The organism is Ferrovibrio xuzhouensis (assembly GCF_042648965.1).
GTDB classification, from domain to species: domain Bacteria; phylum Pseudomonadota; class Alphaproteobacteria; order Ferrovibrionales; family Ferrovibrionaceae; genus Ferrovibrio; species Ferrovibrio xuzhouensis.
Window position 1 is genome coordinate 541,735 of the sequence record NZ_JBHRYJ010000001.1, and the last position, 16,495, is coordinate 558,229.

The window sequence follows — 16,495 nt, forward strand, 5'->3', positions numbered from 1 at the left end:
AGTTTTTATACAGATTGTTCAACACAAGACAGGAGTGTCACCGTTTGGCCACAGTTCCCAGCCTCGACGATGAGCATAGCCGATAAGTCATTGAGACACAGTGTTTCGTCTGGTTATCTCCCGCTGGGAATTCATATTGGAGGTAGCCCTATGAAGAAAGTGGTGATTCAGGCCGCTGTGGTGGGTCTGGCCCTGGTCGCAGGTCAGTTTACCGGCACGGCCCGTGCGGAGGATCCTGCTGATCGTTTCAGCCTGACGGCTTCAGCGGCCGTGGTGTCGGAATATTATTTCCGCGGCATCAGCCAGTCGCTCAGCGACGACGACATCAAGCCGGCTTTCCAGCCGGGCGTCGAAGCCGGCTTCAAGATCAATGACATGGTCAGCGCCTACGCTGGCCTGTGGGGCAGCAACGTCGACTTCAACAACGGCACCAGCGCCGAAACCGATGCGTTCACCGGTTTCCGCTTCACCATGGACAAGGCCGCCCTCGACCTCGGCTACATCTATTACGGCTACCTCGAGAACAACAACTCGTCGCAGGCCTACAGCGAAGTAAAGGCCGTTGGCAGCTACGACCTCGGCTTCGTCGTGCCGACCGTCGGTGCCTATTACAGCCCGAACTACTTCGCCGACAGCGGCAAGGCGTTGTATGTCACCGGCGGCGTGAGCGTGCCGATCCCGGTGACCGATTTCCAGCCGAAGATCGTTGCCAATGTCGGGCACCAGTCGATCGACAAGAATTCCGCCTTCGGCACCAAGGACTACATGGACTGGAACGTCGGTCTGTATGCCACCTTCTTCGGCGTCACCGCCGGCGTGCAGTATGTCGACAACAACCTGAGCAAGAGCGACACCCCGAACACCACTTGCACCTCGCAGGGCGACCCCTGCTCGGCCGCCGCGGTGTTTTCGCTGGCCTACAGCTACACGTTCTGATCCGACCGATCAGACCGGTCTAGCCTACCCGACCGCCGCCATCTCACGATGGCGGCGGTTTTCTTTTGCCCACTCAGCCATCAGGCCGTCATCCCGCTGATACCTGCCAGCCCGGCGAGCGGGATGCCGCACAACCGCCGGGCATTCGCCGCCGTCACCCCGCCCAACGCGTAGACCGCGAGGCCGTTGCGTGCGGCCTGCATGGCCAGGGCGGCGAACCGCACGACACCCAGCCCCGCCGCCCCCGGATGGCTTGCCGTCGGGAAGACCGGCGAAACCAGCACCGCATCGGCGCCGTTCCGCGCCGTACCGATCCGTGCTGCCCGCGCCACCGCGCCGGCGCCATGGGCCGCCTGGGTGACGATCCAGCCCCGCCGCTGGCGCCGCAGCCCGGCCGCCAGATGCCCGAGCCCCTCGGGCAGATGCACGCCAGCGGCGCCGGCCGCCAGCGCCAGCCCGGCATCGCCGGCGACCAGCAGCAGCAGCCCGCGCCGCCGGCACAGCCGGGCCAGTTCGATCGCCAGCGCCAGGCGCTGCGCCCGCGGCCATTCGTAATGCCGCAGGATCACGCCGCTGCCGCGCGGCAGCCGCGCCGCCGCCGGCAGCGGATCAGGCAGCCGCCGGCTGTCGGTCAGCAGCAGCAGCGCGGGAAGCTCTTGTGGCAGGTTGCGGGGCTTTCGCCCCGGCGTCCGGGTTGCTAGCGTGCGGTCCGTCCGTTTCTTCATCGTCACAGCGTGCCATGACCGACCCCGCCCCGGAAGCCTCCGCCATCGCCGCCAGTCTCGCCGCGATCCATGCCCGCATCGCCGAGGCCGCGGCGACCGTGCCACGCGATCCGGCCGGCGTGACGCTAGTGGCGGTCGCCAAGACCTTCCCGGCCGAAGCCGTGGCGGCGGCGCTGGCCGCCGGCCAGCGCCAGTTCGGCGAGAACCGCGTGCAGGAAGGCATGGCGAAATACCCCAGCTTCCGCGCGCAATACCCGGACCTGGTGCTGCACCTGATCGGCCCGCTGCAGACCAACAAGGTGAAACAGGCGGTCGCCCATTTCGACGTGATCCATACGCTTGACCGGCCGAAGCTGGCCGAGGAACTGGCCCGGGAATTCGAGAAAAGCGGCCGCCGACTGCCCTGTTTCGTGCAGGTCAATACCGGCGAGGAAGACCAGAAGGCGGGCTGCAGTCCGGCCGAAGCCGATGCCTTCATCGCGCTGTGCCGCGACGACCTGAAGCTGCCGGTCGCCGGCCTGATGTGCATTCCCCCGGCCGACGAGGAACCGGCGCCGCATTTCGCCCTGCTGAACAAGATCGCGAAGCGCAACGGCCTCGGCCAGCTCAGCATGGGCATGAGCGGCGATTTCGAGACCGCCGTGATGCTGGGCGCCACCCATGTACGGGTCGGCAGCGCGATCTTCGGCGGCCGCAGCTATCCACCCGCCGGCTAGGATGCCCGCGTCTATTTCTTCTTGTCGGTGCCGCCGGAGGCCAGCGTCACCTTGTCGCCGGCAATCACGAAAGTGACCGAACCGTCGCTGGTTTTGTAGGTCCACTTCTCCAGAGGGCCGAGTTTCTGGATTTCGGTCGGGCCGCCGAGTGCTTTTTCCAGCTCGGCCTTGGTAGTCGCCGTCTCGGCCTTCTTCAGGGCTTCCTCGGTCGACGGTGGCCCGCAGGCAATCAGCGCCAGCGGCAGGACGAGAACGGCAAGGCGGGCAAGACGGTTCATCCGGGTCACGCTGGTGTTGCTGCGGGGACGTCATCATGCCTGCCGGCGGCGGGACCGGCAAACAAAAAGGCCCGCCTTCTCAGGCGGGCCTTGATGCCTGCAGCAGCAGAACTCAGAACTTCAGCGGGGTCGCCTGGCGCACGCCGGGGATCGCCTTGACCCTGGCGGCCACTTCGGCCGGGATCGGACCGTCGACCTCGACCAGGCAGATCGCATCATCGCCGGCCGAGGCGCGGCCGAGATGGAAGGTGGCGATGTTGATGCCGGCATCGCCGAGCACGGTGCCGAGCCGGCCGATGAAGCCCGGTTTGTCCTCGTTGGTGACGTAGAGCATGTTGGGGCCGAGTTCGGCATCGATGTCGATGCCCTTGATCTCGACCACGCGCGGGTTCTTGTTGGCGAACAGCGTGCCCGACAGGTGGCGCACCTTGTCGGCGTGGATCGTCACCTTCATCAGGGTCTGGTAATCGCCCTCGCGGTCGTGCTTGACCTCGGAGACCTCGATGTTGCGCTCCTTGGCGACCAGCGGCGCATTGACCATGTTGACGCTGTCGAGCTGGCGGCGCAGCAGGCCCTCCAGCACGATGGCGGTCAGCGGCCGGGTATTCAGGGTCGCCACATGGCCTTCGTACTCGATCATCACCTTGGTCAGGTTGGCTTCCGCCAGCTGGCCGACGAAGCTGCCGAGCTGTTCGGCCAGCTTCATGTAGGGGCGCAGCTTCGGCGCATCCTCGGCCGAGACCGACGGCATGTTCAGCGCATTGGTCACCGCACCGGACAGCAGGTAGTCGGAAATCTGCTCGGCCACCTGCAGCGCGACATTCTCCTGCGCCTCGTTGGTCGAGGCGCCGAGATGCGGCGTGGCGATGAAGCGCTCGTTGCCGAACAGCACGTTTTCCTTGGCCGGCTCGGTGACGAACACGTCGAAGGCGGCGCCGGCGACCTTGCCGGAATCCAGCGCGGCCTTGAGGTCGTCCTCGTTGACCAGGCCGCCGCGGGCGCAATTGACGATCCGCACGCCGGTCTTGCACTTGGCCAGCGCCTTGGCGTCAAGGATGTTGCGGGTCTGGTCGGTCAGCGGGGTATGCAGGCTGATGAAGTCGGCCCGCGCCAGCAGCTCGTCCAGCTCGACCTTTTCGATGCCGAGGCTGGTGGCACGCTCGGGCGTCAGGAACGGATCGTAGCCGATCACCCGCATCTTCAGGCCGACGGCACGGTCGGCAACGATCGAGCCGATGTTGCCGCAGCCGATCAGGCCGAGCGTCTTGCCATACAGCTCGACGCCCATGAAGCGGTTCTTCTCCCACTTGCCGGCCTGGGTGGAGCGGTCGGCCAGCGGAATCTCGCGGGCCAGCGCCATCATCATGGCGATGGCATGCTCGGCGGTGGTGATCGAGTTGCCGAACGGCGTGTTCATGACGCAGACGCCGCGGCCGGTAGCCGCCGGGATGTCGACGTTGTCGACGCCGATGCCGGCGCGGCCGACCACCTTCAGCTTCCTGGCGGCTTCCAGCACCTTGGCGGTGACCTTGGTGGCCGAACGGATGGCGAGGCCGTCGTAGTCGCCGATGATGGCGATCAGCTCGTCGGGCTTGAGGCCGGTCTTGATGTCGACCTCGACGCCGCGGCTCTTGAAGATGTCGACGGCGGCGGGGCTCAGCTCGTCGGAAATGAGAACCTTGACCATGGCTTTAGTCCTTGGATTTCGGAATGGGGAAAGGAAACGGGCGCGATCCGATGACCGCGCCCGTGCCGGATCGGATCAGGCGGCCGCGGCCGGCTTGTAGCTGGCCTTCACTTCCGCGAAGGCCCAGTCGAGCCACGGGCAGAGCGCCTGCATGTCGGCGGTCTCGATGGTGGCGCCGCCCCAGATGCGCAGCCCCGGAGGAGCGTCGCGATAGGCGGCGATGTCCATCGCCACGCCTTCCTTGTCGAGCAGCGCGGCGATCTGCTTGGCCGCCGCTTCCTGGTCCTTGGGACCCAGCGCGGAGAACCACGGATCGACCATCTTGAGGCAGATCGAGGTGTTCGAGCGCACCGCCGGATCGGCGGCGAGGAAATCGACCCAGTCGGTCTTCGCCGCCCAGTCGGTCAGCGCCTTCAGGTTGGCTTGCGAGCGGGCGATCATGCCCTTCAGGCCGCCGACGCTCTCACCCCATTTCAGGGCATCGAGGATGTCCTCGACGCAGAGCATGGACGGCGTGTTGATCGTCTCGCCCTTGAAGATGCCGTCGATCAGCTTGCCGTCCTTGGCCATGCGGAAGATTTTCGGCAGCGGCCAGGCCGGTGTGTAGGTCTCGAGCCGCTTCACCGCGCGCGGGCTCAGCACGATCATGCCGTGCGCCGCCTCGCCGCCGGTCGCCTTCTGCCACGACCAGGTGACGACGTCGAGCTTGTCCCAGGCCAGGTCCATGGCGAAGACCGCCGAGGTGGCGTCGCAGATGGCGAGGCCCTGGCGGTCGGCGGCGATCCAGTCGCCGTTCGGCACCTTCACGCCCGAGGTGGTGCCGTTCCAGGTGAAGACCACGTCACGCGACCAGTCGACCTGTTTGAGGTCGGCGATCTCGCCGTAGCCCGCCTTGATGACGCGCACGTCCTTGAGCTTGAGTTCCTTGCTGATGTCCGACGCCCAGCCGGAGCCGAAGCTTTCCCAGGCCAGCACGTCGACGCCACGCTCGCCGAGCAGCGACCACAGGGCCATCTCGACGGCGCCGGTATCGGACGCCGGCACGATGCCGATCTTGTAGTCGGCCGGAATACCGAGCAGCTTGCGGTGCAGTTCGATTGCCTCGACCAGGCGCGCCTTGCCCTCTTTCGAGCGGTGCGAGCGGCCGACCAAGGCGTTTTTCAGGAGTTCGGGGGTCCAGCCTGGGCGCTTGGCGCAGGGGCCGGAGGAGAAATGCGCGGACTTCGGTTTGACTTCGGGGTGCCGCGCGGCAGGGTTTGCCATGTAAGCTATCCTTCCAGATAGAAGCGCCCCGTTGGGGGGGCGTGGCCCGCGGCCCTTCTACCCGGACGCCGGTGCCGGCGCAATGGTCATTTTCGTGACGGTGCGGGATTTCAGTCTGGCAGCGGGCGGATTTCCGGCCGGCGGCTGGCCCGGGGCATTTCGCCGCAGGCCGGGCGGATCAGTCGGCCCGGGCCGCCTTCTCCGCCAGTTCCAGCAGCTTCGGCGCCCGCTCGGAGACCTCGTGCAGAATATGCTCGGCGACCGTCAGCCGCTTGCGGGCATCGTCGTCCAGCACGCCCTCGATATGCTCGCGGTCGACCCGGTCGACGGTGTCCTTGAGTTCCCAGATGGTCGACAGGAACACCCGCTGGGTGCCCACCGGCAGCACCTCGGTGGTCTCCAGCGCCGGAAAGACCCGCAGCACCACGTCGATCTTCATGCGCAGCAGGTCGACGATCAGCCTGCTGTGGTACTCCTTCATCTGCGCCAGCGCTTCGGGGACGGCATGCTCCATGCGGTCCTCGATCAGCACCAGCACGCCCTCGATCTCGGTCAGCGCCTCGCGGTAGTCGTAATAGGGCTCGTAGGCCGAGCGGGTGATGCGCTCGATGGCGTCTTCGGCCATGGCCCGCGCCCGTTTGGTCTGGCGCTGGAGGGCCTGCAACAGGGCCTCGATTTCGGTCTTGCTGTAAAGCTTCTGATTTGGCTTCGGCATGGGTGCATGTCGTTACTGGGGCAGGCCAATCTAGCCGGGCGGCCCGGCCGCCGTCATCAGACAAATACGGGCGTTACCAGGCCATGACAGTAACCAGCGCGAGCAAAGCGAAGGCGACCGCTGCTACCCGGCGGACCAGCCGCAGCGGCAGGCGGCTGATGATGCGAGGACCGAGCAGGATCACCGGCGCATTGGCGATCAGCATGCCGAGCGTGCTGCCGGCGGTGACCAGCAGCACCGAATCGTAACGCGCCGCCAGCGCCGTGGTGGCGAGCTGGGTCTTGTCGCCGATTTCGGCCACGAAAAACACGACGAGCGTGGTGGCGAAGGCGCCCCAGCGACCGCGCGGTTGCTCATCCTCGTCCAGCTTGTCGGGGATCAGCGTCCAGACCGCCATCGCCAGGAAGGATGCTGCCAGCACCCAGCGCAGGATGCGCGGCTCGACCAGCCCCTGGATCCACACGCCGAGCAGCGAGGCCAGTGCATGATTGACGATGGTGGCGAGCAGCACGGCGGCCAGGATCGGCAACGGCCGGCGGAAGCGCGCCGCCAGCAGCAGGCTGAGCAGCTGCGTCTTGTCGCCGATCTCGGCGATGGCGACGAGGCCGGCCGTGGTGAAGAAGGCAGGAAGCTGGTCGTGAAGCATGGGGGCGTCTCGCAGGGACCGGGCGGCGGAATACCAAAGGCTGTCCGTCGCCGCCCGGTCCCGGGTCGCGACGCACAAGCCTAAGGTCTCGCCTCGCCGGATGCTGTTCCGGCCCGGAAGCGCCAAGGCACCGGGGCTGGTCTCCCGTCGCCTAGTCTGTTGACGCGTCCCCCGCTCAGGACCGGCAGAACCGGTCAGACGGGCGGCTACTCCCCAAAGGGTGCGGGCGGAGATGTAGCCGGGATCGGCGGCTTTGCCAAGCGCGCTATGGTGGCGAAAGATACAGCCTTATGCGCGTTGAAATTAAAATTATTGCTATCTCAGATAAACAATCGTAGGGATCAAAACGGGAATAACGGACAGGGCGGCAGAATGGTCGCGCGCTGCAGGACAGTGGCGTTTCAGGGCATCGAGGTGATGCCGGTCGACGTGCAGGTGCAGCTGGCGAACGGCCTGCCGGCCTTCAGCGTGGTCGGCCTGGCCGACAAGGCGGTCGGCGAAAGCCGCGAGCGGGTGCGCGCCGCGCTCGGTGCCATCGGCCTGTCGCTGCCGCCCAAGCGCATCACGGTGAACCTCGCCCCGGCCGACCTGCCCAAGGAAGGCAGCCATTACGACCTGCCGATCGCGCTGGCCCTGCTGGCCGCCATGAGCGTGTTGCCGCCCGATGCACTCGACGAATTTGTGGCGCTTGGCGAACTTGGCCTCGACGGCGCGGTGGGGCCGGTGGCCGGCGTGCTGCCGGCGGCGCTGGCCGCCCATGGCGAGGATCGCGGCCTGATCTGCGCGGCGGCCCAGGGCGGCGAGGCGGCCTGGGCGGGAGATGCGGCGCGCGTGCTGGCCGCGCCGTCGCTGCTGTCATTGATCAACCATTTCAAGGGCGCACAGGTGCTGGCGCCGCCGGTCGCCGCCATCGCGACCGACGCGGGCAGCGCGCCGGACCTGCGCGACATCAAGGGCCAGGAAAGCGCCAAGCGCGCCTTGGAGATCGCCGCCGCCGGCGCGCATAACCTGCTGCTGATCGGTCCGCCGGGCGCCGGCAAGTCGATGCTGGCGCAGCGCCTGCCCGGCATCCTGCCGCCGCTGGATTCAGGCGAGATTCTGGAAGTCAGCATGATCGCCTCGCTGGCCGGCCTGCTGGCCGACGGAAGGCTGACGCGGCGGCGGCCGTTCCGCAGCCCGCATCATTCGGCCTCAATGGCGGCGCTGGTCGGCGGTGGCCTGCGCGCGAAACCGGGTGAAGTCAGCCTTGCCCATCTCGGCGTGCTGTTCCTCGACGAGTTGCCGGAATTCAGCCGGCAGACACTCGATTCCCTGCGCCAGCCGCTTGAATCCGGCCAGGCGGTGGTGGCGCGCGCCAATGCCCATGTGACCTATCCGGCACGCGTGCAGCTGGTGGCGGCGATGAATCCCTGCCGCTGCGGCCATCTCGGCGATCCGGCGCTGGCCTGCACGCGGGCGCCGAAATGTGCCGGCGACTACCAGGCGCGCATCTCCGGCCCGCTGCTCGACCGCATCGACCTGGCCCTGGAAGTCCCCGCCGTCAGCGCCGCCGATCTCTCCGCCCCGCCGCCGGCCGAAGGCAGCGCCGCGGTCGCCGCCCGCGTGGCCCGCGCCCGCGCGGTACAGCGCGACCGCTATGCCGGCCAGACCGCCAACGGCCGGCCGATCCGTACCAATGCCGAGGCCGATGGCGAATTGCTGGAGCGGGCCGCCGCGCCCGATGCCAGCGGCCGCGACCTGCTCACACAAGCCGCCGGAGCCCTGCATCTGACGGCGCGTGGCTATCACCGGGTGCTGCGGGTCGCCCGCACGCTCGCCGATCTCGACGGCAGCGACACGGTGCGCCGCGTCCATGTGGCCGAGGCGCTTGGCTATCGCCGGCTGGCGTTTGCGCGGTGACTCAGCCGGTGTTGCGCGGTTTGCTCTCGACCGGCGAGAGGTAAATCGCGCCGAGGATCTTGTTGACCCGGCCATCGTCGTCGATCAGCGGCAGCGCCAGCTTGTCGAGAGCGAGATATTCGCGGGCCGAGGGACTCATTCGTGAGACATGGGCCGGCATCATCAGGCTGGCCACTTCCCGGTATTCCTCCAGCGGCCGCGTGCCGATCAGGTCGGCAACCTCGGAAACCCGCCGTCCGGTGAGGTCGAAACCGAAGATCGAGACCAGCCCGGTGCCATAGAGGCGGTAACGCATGTCGCGACCGCCGTCGATCACATCCAGCAGCATCAGCTGGCCGAACCACGGCCGCAGGTCGGCCAGGTCGAAATCGGCCCGCGACGGCGCCGGACGCCCGCTGCGCTTGCGCTGCCAGAGATCATAGAGTGCCGCCAGGGCGGGATTGCCAATCGTCAGAGGGTTCTCCGCTGCCGCTGCAACGGTCGATCCGGCATTCCGACTCAACATGATGACCGATGGTCTCCTGCGTTTGCGCGCGGTCGACGCGCGCGCCCTGTCACCGGAGTATCTCATACGCGGGGCGGCGCGTCCGGCGACTAAATTTCCGGTTACGCGGCAGGCCGCATCCGACTTATCACAGCCGCGTCACGGCAGATCGGGCTTGCTTTCTCGCCCCTTTAATTTACACTGTACATTAATAAACGGGATGGAAACGCAGGGAAGCAGCGGCAGCATGCCGAAAATCCTGTCACAGGACGAAATCGACGCCTTCCGGGCGCGGCTGTGTGCCGCCGCCGAGAAACGCTTCGCCGCGCAAGGGGTCGCCGGCGTGTCCTTGCGCCAGCTGGCCGAGGACCTCGGCTGTTCGGCCATGACCCCCTACCGCTATTTCCGCGACAAGGACGCGATCGTCGCCGCCGTGCGCACGGCCGCACTCGACAGCTTTTCGGAAGCCCTGGAGCAGGCCGCCCGCAGCAGCGGCAGCGCGCGGCGCCGCGGCCGCGCGGTTGGCGAGGCCTATATCCGGTTCGCGCTCGACAATCCCGACCGCTACCGCCTGATGCATGACGCGCTGCAATGCGATCCCGGCGCCTTCCCGGACCTCGCCCGTGCCCAGGCGCGGTCGCGCCGCACGCTGACCGACTATATCGAGGATCTGGTCGCCGAAGGCACCCTGCAGGGCGACCCGCAGGTGCTCGGCCATATCTTCTGGGCCACCACCCACGGCCTGCTCAGCCTGCAGCTCGCCGGCCGGCTCGACAGCCGGCCCGACTTCGACACGCTGTACCGCACCGCCATGCGCATGCTGGCCCGGGGGGCAGCACCGGATGCGGCACCCGACGACCACGAAAAACCGGCGCGGCAGCGCCGCCGCGCCTGAATCGCCAGACCCACGACACAGACCCACGACCAAGAGGAAACGTCATGACCATCCCGCGCCTCATGCAAGGCAAGCTCTCCCTGCCGGTGATCGGCTCACCGCTGTTCATCGTCTCCGGGCCCGACCTGGTGATCGCCCAGTGCAAGGCCGGCATCGTCGGCTCCTTCCCGGCGCTGAACGCACGCCCCAAGGAAGTGCTGGAAGAATGGATCATCCGCATCAAGGAGGAACTGACCGCCTACCAGAAGGCCAATCCGAACGCCAAGGTGGCGCCCTTTGCGGTGAACCAGATCGTGCATGCCTCGAACGACCGGCTCGAGCATGACATCGAGATCTGCGTGAAGCACCAGGTGCCGATCATGATCACGTCGCTCAGGCCGCCGGCCGATGTGGTGAAGGCGGCGCATTCCTATGGCGGCATCGTTATGCATGACGTGATCAGCGTGCGCCATGCCGAAAAGGCGCTGGAACAGGGCGTCGATGGCCTGATCCTGGTCTGCGCAGGCGCCGGCGGCCATGCCGGCACGCTAAGCCCCTTCGCGCTGGTCTCCGAAGTACGCCGCTTCTACAACGGCACCATCGCGCTGTCGGGCGCCATCGCCAACGGTCGCTCGATCCTCGCCGCCCAGGCGATGGGCGCCGATCTTGCCTATATGGGCACCCGCTTCATCGCCACCCGCGAAGCCAATGCCGATGCCGCCTACAAGCAGATGCTGGTCGAGACCGCGGCCAGCGACATCGTCTACTCGCCGCTGTTCACCGGCGTGCACGGCAATTACCTGAAGCCGAGCATCGCCAGGGCCGGCCTCGATCCCGACAACCTGCCCGTGGCCGACAAGACGACGATGAATTTCGGCTCCGGCGGCGGCGCCAAGTCGAAGGCCTGGCGCGATATCTGGGGGGCCGGCCAGGGTGTCGGCAGCATCAATGACGTGCCCAGCGTCGCCGAGCTGGTCGAGCGGCTGCGCCAGGAATACGACGAGGCGCAGGTCGCCCTGCTGGCGGCGCGTTTCGCCCCGGCCAGCGCCGCCGCCGAGTAAGGCGCATGGATGCGATCAATCCGGGTGACCTGGTCCCGGGAGATCTTGTTTCCGGTGAGCGCCGGCTGACCAGGGCGGAGTTCGACCACCGTGTCGCGCTGGCCGCCGGTGGTTTCCGCGCGCTCGGCATCGGGGAGGGCGATGTGGTGGCGCTTTACCTGCGCAACGACTTCGCCTTCTTCGAGGCCTCGCTGGGTGCGTCCCGCGCCGGCGCCTATGCCACGCCGGTGAACTGGCATTTCACCGCCGACGAGACCGCCTACATCCTGCAGGATTCCGATGCCAGGGTGCTGCTCGTGCACAGCGACCTGTGGCCGGGCATCGCCGCAGGCGTACCGGGGCATGTCAAAGTCTTCGTGGTGCCGACGCCGCCCGAGATCGCGCAGGCCTATGGCGTGGCGCCCGGCAGTATGGCATCGGGTGCGATGCCGGCCGGCCTCGAGAACTGGAACGACTGGCTGGCGAAACAGCCGCCGGATACCGATGCCACGGCGGTGCCGCGCAACGCCATGATCTATACCTCCGGCACCACCGGCCGGCCCAAGGGCGTGCGGCGCGAGAAGCCGACGCCAGAGCAAGTGGCCGCCAATACGGTGGCGATCGGCACCTATTACGGCCTGAAGGCCGGCCAGCCGGGCGTGATCCTGATGAACGGGCCGATGTATCATTCGGCGCCGAATTCCTACGGCCTGACCGCGGCGCGGCAGGGCAAGACCATCGTGCTGCAGGCCCGCTTCGACCCGGAAGAGATGCTGGCGCTGATCCAGCGCTACCGCGTCACCAACATGCATATCGTGCCGACCATGTTCGTGCGACTGCTGAAACTGCCCGAAGACACCCGGCAGAAATACGATGTCTCCAGCCTGCGCGACGTCGTGCATGGCGCCGCGCCCTGCGCACCGCCGGTGAAGCAGGCGATGCTCGACTGGTGGGGGCCGGTGATCAACGAGTATTACGGCTCCACCGAGACCGGCATCGCCGTCTGGCTGTCGGCTGCCGATGCGCGCACCCATCCCGGCAGCGTCGGCCGCATCCTGCCCGGTTGCACCGTCACCGCCTTTGACGAGCAGGGCAACGCGCTGCCGCCGGGCGAAACCGGCGAGCTGTATATCCACGCGCCGCATACCTCCGACTTCACCTACCATCGCCTCGACGACAAACGGCGCGAGGTCGGTCGTGGCCATCTCATCACGGTGGGCGATGTCGGCCGCGTCGAGGCCGACGGCTTCGTCTACCTGTCCGACCGCAAGCGCGACATGGTGATTTCGGGCGGCGTGAACATCTATCCGGCCGAGATCGAGAGCGTGCTGATCACCATGCCGGGCGTGAAGGATTGCGCGGTGTTCGGCATCCCCGACGAGGAATTTGGCGAAAGCCTCTGCGCCTATATAGAGCCCGACGATGCGGCCGCCGCGCCGACGCCGGCCGATGTGCAGGCCTTCCTGCTGCCGCGCATCGCCAAATACAAGCTGCCGCGTCGCGTCGAGGTGGCGGCGACGCTGCCGCGCGAGGATTCCGGCAAGATCTTCAAGCGCAAGCTCCGCGAACCGTACTGGCAGAAGGCCGGCCGCAGCATCTGAGGCAGGCAATGGTATCGAGCCGATAGGGTATCGGCTCGATATTTATCGGAAAACTGCGGCAGAATGACGCTGCGACCCGGCGCGCGCAGGCCCGCGCCCGGCCGCAGGGTATGATGGCTTCGACGACTGAAGACTGCTGGAGCTCGCCATGACCGTTGTTGCCTTCGAATCCCCGCCCCGTCACAGCACTGTACGCTCCGCCGGGCCGGTGCATGGCCAGGTGCGCGGCGCGGTCAGCGATCCCTGCACCACCTGCACGGTGCGCCAGCTCAGCATCTGCGCCGGCCTCGACCACGACGACTGGAACCGCCTGAAGCAGATCAACCACACCATGGTGCTGGAGCCGCATCGCCTGCTGTTCCAGGAGGGCGATCCGGCCGAGCACGTCTATACCGTCACCACCGGGCAGCTCAGCCTGTCGCTGTCGCTGCCCGACGGCCGGCGCCAGATCACCGAATTCCTCGGCCCGGGCGATTTCATCGGCCTCGGCCTCGACGGCGACATGACCCATCACATCCTGACCGCCGAGACGCTGACCGAGGTGCATGTCTGCCGCTTTCCGCGTGGCGCTTTCGCCCGCGCCATGGAACAGAGCGCACCGCTCGGCCGCCGCGTGCTGTCGTTCGCCAGTCGGCGCATCGCCGCCGCCGGCGAGCAGCAGCTGATGCTCGGCCGCAAGACCGCAGTGGAACGCGTCGCTTCCTTCCTGCTGCGCGCGGCGCGGCGTAACGAGGACCGCGGCGCGCCGGCCTCGCCGCTGACCCTCGCCATGACCCGCAACGAGATCGCCGACCATCTCGGCCTGACCCTGGAAACGGTCAGCCGCGGCTTCAGCCGCCTGCGCCAGCTCGGCGTGATCCGGCTGGATGGCGCCGACCGGGTGACGCTCAGCGATCTCGGCAGACTCGTGGAGCTGGCCGGCGGCGACTGAGCACCTGCGCCCAGGGTCCCGCGCGTTCCGCTGGAAAATCAGCGGATTAGGCGAACCAGCCCCCTGTATCTGGCGGCGACGGCCGGGACCGGCTAAAAAGGCCCGCCCCGCCAGACGCAGTCCGGATCGATGACCCATTCCACAGATGTAGCCATTGTCGGTGCCGGCCCGGTCGGCCTGTTCGCCGTGTTCGAATGCGGCATGCTCGGCTTCCGCAGCCATGTGATCGACACGCTGGATGCCATCGGCGGCCAGTGCAGCGCGCTGTATCCGGAAAAGCCGATCTACGACATCCCGGGCTATCCGCAGATTTCCGGCGGCGACCTGGTCGAGCGGCTGGAAGCACAGGCCGCCGCCGTGCATCCGGTCTACCATCTCGGCCAGCGCGTCGAGAAACTGGAGCGCCTGGCCGGCGGCCATGCGGACGGCCGCCGCTTCCGCCTGACCACCTCGAAGGGCACCGTGATCGAGGCCGGCGCGGTGATCATCGCCGCCGGTGCCGGCGCCTTCGGCCCGAACCGGCCGCCGCTCGACGGCATCACGGCCTACGAAGGCCGGCCCGAAGGCAGCGGCGTGCAGTATCTGGTGCGCAGAACGGAAGCCTATCGCGGCAAGAGTGTGGTAATCGCCGGCGGCGGCGACAGCGCGGTCGACTGGGCGCTGGCGCTGCACGGCATCGCATCGCAGATATTCTTCGTGCATCGCCGCGACCAGTTCCGCGCCGCGACTGAAAGCGTGGCAAAGCTGCGCGCGCTGCAGGGTCCGAATACCGGAACGACGGGACTGGAGATCGTGGTGCCGTACCAGCTCGCCGGACTTGCGGGCGACAACGGTATGCTGTCAGAGGTGACGGTCGCCTCGCTGGACGGCAACCGCCGCCGCCTGCCCGCCGATGCCCTGCTCGCCTTCTTCGGGCTGAAGACCGACCTCGGCCCCATCGCGCAATGGGGCGTGGCGCTGGAACAGCATCACCTGCCGGTCGATCCGGCAACCTGCCAGACCTCCGAGCCCGGTATCTTCGCCATCGGCGATGTGGCCAGCTATCGCGGCAAGCTCAAGCTGATTCTGACCGGCTTTGCCGAGGCCGCAACGACGGCGCATGCGATCTTCCCGCAGCTGTCCGGCGGCAAGGCGCTGCATTTCGAATATTCGACCACCAAGGGCGCGCCCGGCAGCCAGAAGGTGGACGCTCAGGGCTGACCGCCCCTTCCGCAAGGGAAGCTGCGGCGATTTTAGCCGCAAAAATCACAGACGGCGGCGGCCGGCTGTCCTATGATCCCGGGCATAACAACAAATAAACGTCCCGGAGAAACGCCATGTCGCAGAATGTGGTCCAGCTGGACCGTCGCAATTCCTGTTCGGAAGCCGAATGGCAGACGCGCGTCGATCTCGCCGCCTGCTACCGCCTCGTCGCCCTGTATGGCTGGGACGATCTCGTCTTCACCCATATCTCGGCCCGGGTGCCCGGCGGCCATGATCATTTCCTGGTCAACCGCTACGGCCTGATGTTCGAGGAGATGACCGCCTCGAGCCTGGTCAAGGTCGGGCTCGACGGCACGGTGATCGACGACGATCCGAAGTCGATCAACCCGGCCGGCTTCACCATCCACAGCGCGGTGCACGAGGCACGGCCCGATGCCGGCTGCGTCATCCACCTGCATACCAATGCCGGTGTCGCCGTCTCGGCGCAGGAAGACGGCCTGCTGCCGATCAGCCAGACCGCGCTGTTTCCCTATGCGCAGATGAGCTATCACGATTACGAAGGCGTCGCCCTCAACGCGGACGAAAAGCAGCGGCTGGTCGCCGATCTCGGCCGCAGCAACATGATGCTGCTGCGCAACCACGGCACCATGGCGGTCGGTCCCACCGTGGCCGATGCCTTCCTCGGCATCTACATCCTGGAACGCGCCTGCACCATGCAGATCATGGCCCAGTCGGGCGGCGGCAGGCTGCGCGCGGTGCCGAAGCCGATCGTCGACGGCATCCTGGCGCAGGCGAAAGAGGCCACCCGCGGCATGGGCGGGTCGCTGGCCTGGCCGGCCCTGCTGCGCAAGCTCGACCGCCTCGATCCCGGCTACCGGAACTGAGGAGGCGCGCATCATGAGCCACGACGCCAGCGAGCCGCGCGCCCAGTTCCGTGCCATGACCGAAGGCACCCGGGACGACTGGGCGATCATCGCCACCTCGGCGAAGGCCTTCAACACCACCCTGCCCGACCGCGTGCTGGCGCACCTGCGGCTGCTGGACGGCGATTTCGGCGGCTACCAGGTCGACCGGCTGACCCATTCGCTGCAGACCGCGACCTTCGCCCACCAGGGCGGCATGGACGAGGAATATGTCGCCTGTGCCCTGCTGCATGACATCGGCGACACGCTCGGCTCGATGAACCACGCCGATATCGGCGCGGCGATCCTCAAGCCGTTCGTTTCCGAGAAGAACCACTGGATGCTGGAGCATCACGGCATCTTCCAGGGCTATTACTTCTTCCACTTTGTCGGCCTCGACCGCGACCTGCGCGAACAGTTCCGCGGTCATCCGCATTTCGGCCACACCGCCGAGTTCTGCGAGAAGTTCGACCAATGCGCCTTCGATCCGGAAGCCGAGACCATGCCGCTGGAGGCTTTCGAGCCGATGCTGCGCCGCCTGATGGCCAAGCCGAAGCGCTCGATCTATCTCAAGGCCATGGAGAACGCCTGACCG

At 67.1% G+C, this 16,495-nt stretch carries 17 protein-coding genes; 10 read left to right on the forward strand and 7 right to left on the reverse strand.

Annotated elements, in window-relative coordinates; genetic code table 11:
* Positions 1 to 150: 150 nt before the first annotated feature.
* A complete protein-coding gene (locus tag ACFOOQ_RS02540; RefSeq protein WP_379721305.1) occupies positions 151 to 936 on the forward strand; it encodes a TorF family putative porin in 786 nt (261 codons plus the stop codon).
* Between the two features lie 80 nt (positions 937 to 1,016).
* On the opposite strand, the gene ACFOOQ_RS02545 is transcribed toward ACFOOQ_RS02540, so the two are convergent.
* A complete protein-coding gene (locus tag ACFOOQ_RS02545; RefSeq protein WP_379721308.1) occupies positions 1,017 to 1,661 on the reverse strand; it encodes a thiamine phosphate synthase in 645 nt (214 codons plus the stop codon).
* A 14-nt stretch (positions 1,662 to 1,675) separates the two neighbouring features.
* Between ACFOOQ_RS02545 and ACFOOQ_RS02550 the strand changes: the two genes are divergently transcribed.
* On the forward strand, positions 1,676 to 2,377 hold the full coding sequence (locus tag ACFOOQ_RS02550; protein WP_379721310.1) for a YggS family pyridoxal phosphate-dependent enzyme: 702 nt from the start codon (positions 1,676 to 1,678) through the stop codon (positions 2,375 to 2,377).
* Between the two features lie 11 nt (positions 2,378 to 2,388).
* On the opposite strand, the gene ACFOOQ_RS02555 is transcribed toward ACFOOQ_RS02550, so the two are convergent.
* The 5 genes from ACFOOQ_RS02555 to ACFOOQ_RS02575 all read right to left on the reverse strand — a co-directional run bounded on the left by ACFOOQ_RS02555 (position 2,389) and on the right by ACFOOQ_RS02575 (position 6,966).
* Positions 2,389 to 2,655, reverse strand: a complete 267-nt coding sequence (locus ACFOOQ_RS02555) for a hypothetical protein (RefSeq protein WP_379721313.1) — start codon at positions 2,653 to 2,655, stop codon at positions 2,389 to 2,391.
* A gap of 112 nt (positions 2,656 to 2,767) precedes the next feature.
* Positions 2,768 to 4,342: a phosphoglycerate dehydrogenase gene (gene serA, locus ACFOOQ_RS02560; protein ID WP_379721316.1), complete on the reverse strand. Its 1,575-nt coding sequence runs from the start codon at positions 4,340 to 4,342 to the stop codon at positions 2,768 to 2,770.
* Between the two features lie 75 nt (positions 4,343 to 4,417).
* The gene (locus tag ACFOOQ_RS02565; protein ID WP_379721319.1) at positions 4,418 to 5,605 is read right to left on the reverse strand and encodes a phosphoserine transaminase; all 1,188 of its coding nucleotides are present in this window, start codon (positions 5,603 to 5,605) and stop codon (positions 4,418 to 4,420) included.
* A 178-nt stretch (positions 5,606 to 5,783) separates the two neighbouring features.
* A complete protein-coding gene (locus ACFOOQ_RS02570) occupies positions 5,784 to 6,320 on the reverse strand; it encodes a hypothetical protein (RefSeq protein ID WP_379721322.1) in 537 nt (178 codons plus the stop codon).
* Positions 6,321 to 6,393: 73 nt separating this feature from the next.
* Positions 6,394 to 6,966 carry a TMEM165/GDT1 family protein gene (locus tag ACFOOQ_RS02575; protein WP_379721325.1) on the reverse strand — a complete coding sequence of 191 codons (573 nt, stop codon included), beginning with the start codon at positions 6,964 to 6,966 and terminating at the stop codon, positions 6,394 to 6,396.
* A gap of 372 nt (positions 6,967 to 7,338) precedes the next feature.
* On the opposite strand from ACFOOQ_RS02575, the gene ACFOOQ_RS02580 reads away from it, so the two are divergent.
* On the forward strand, positions 7,339 to 8,865 hold the full coding sequence (locus ACFOOQ_RS02580; RefSeq protein ID WP_379721328.1) for a YifB family Mg chelatase-like AAA ATPase: 1,527 nt from the start codon (positions 7,339 to 7,341) through the stop codon (positions 8,863 to 8,865).
* 1 nt (position 8,866) lies between these two features.
* Here ACFOOQ_RS02580 and ACFOOQ_RS02585 read toward each other — a convergent pair whose 3' ends face one another.
* The gene (locus tag ACFOOQ_RS02585) at positions 8,867 to 9,370 is read right to left on the reverse strand and encodes a PAS domain-containing protein (protein ID WP_379721331.1); all 504 of its coding nucleotides are present in this window, start codon (positions 9,368 to 9,370) and stop codon (positions 8,867 to 8,869) included.
* A 226-nt stretch (positions 9,371 to 9,596) separates the two neighbouring features.
* Here ACFOOQ_RS02585 and ACFOOQ_RS02590 point away from each other — a divergent pair, with 226 nt between their 5' ends.
* The 7 genes from ACFOOQ_RS02590 (at position 9,597) to ACFOOQ_RS02620 (ending at position 16,492) form a co-directional block, all read left to right on the forward strand.
* Positions 9,597 to 10,244: a TetR/AcrR family transcriptional regulator gene (locus ACFOOQ_RS02590; protein WP_379721334.1), complete on the forward strand. Its 648-nt coding sequence runs from the start codon at positions 9,597 to 9,599 to the stop codon at positions 10,242 to 10,244.
* Between the two features lie 44 nt (positions 10,245 to 10,288).
* Positions 10,289 to 11,284: an NAD(P)H-dependent flavin oxidoreductase gene (locus ACFOOQ_RS02595; RefSeq protein ID WP_379721337.1), complete on the forward strand. Its 996-nt coding sequence runs from the start codon at positions 10,289 to 10,291 to the stop codon at positions 11,282 to 11,284.
* Positions 11,285 to 11,289: 5 nt separating this feature from the next.
* Positions 11,290 to 12,864 (forward strand): acyl-CoA synthetase, encoded by a 1,575-nt coding sequence (locus ACFOOQ_RS02600; RefSeq protein ID WP_379721340.1) that lies wholly within the window; start codon positions 11,290 to 11,292, stop codon positions 12,862 to 12,864.
* Between the two features lie 148 nt (positions 12,865 to 13,012).
* Positions 13,013 to 13,795: a Crp/Fnr family transcriptional regulator gene (locus tag ACFOOQ_RS02605; protein WP_379721343.1), complete on the forward strand. Its 783-nt coding sequence runs from the start codon at positions 13,013 to 13,015 to the stop codon at positions 13,793 to 13,795.
* Positions 13,796 to 13,924: 129 nt separating this feature from the next.
* Positions 13,925 to 14,995, forward strand: coding sequence for an NAD(P)/FAD-dependent oxidoreductase (locus tag ACFOOQ_RS02610; protein ID WP_379721346.1), 1,071 nt, complete (start codon positions 13,925 to 13,927; stop codon positions 14,993 to 14,995).
* A gap of 116 nt (positions 14,996 to 15,111) precedes the next feature.
* The gene (locus ACFOOQ_RS02615) at positions 15,112 to 15,882 is read left to right on the forward strand and encodes a class II aldolase/adducin family protein (RefSeq protein ID WP_379721349.1); all 771 of its coding nucleotides are present in this window, start codon (positions 15,112 to 15,114) and stop codon (positions 15,880 to 15,882) included.
* 13 nt (positions 15,883 to 15,895) lie between these two features.
* Positions 15,896 to 16,492, forward strand: a complete 597-nt coding sequence (locus ACFOOQ_RS02620; protein ID WP_379721353.1) for an HD domain-containing protein — start codon at positions 15,896 to 15,898, stop codon at positions 16,490 to 16,492.
* The last annotated feature ends 3 nt before the right edge of the window (positions 16,493 to 16,495 follow it).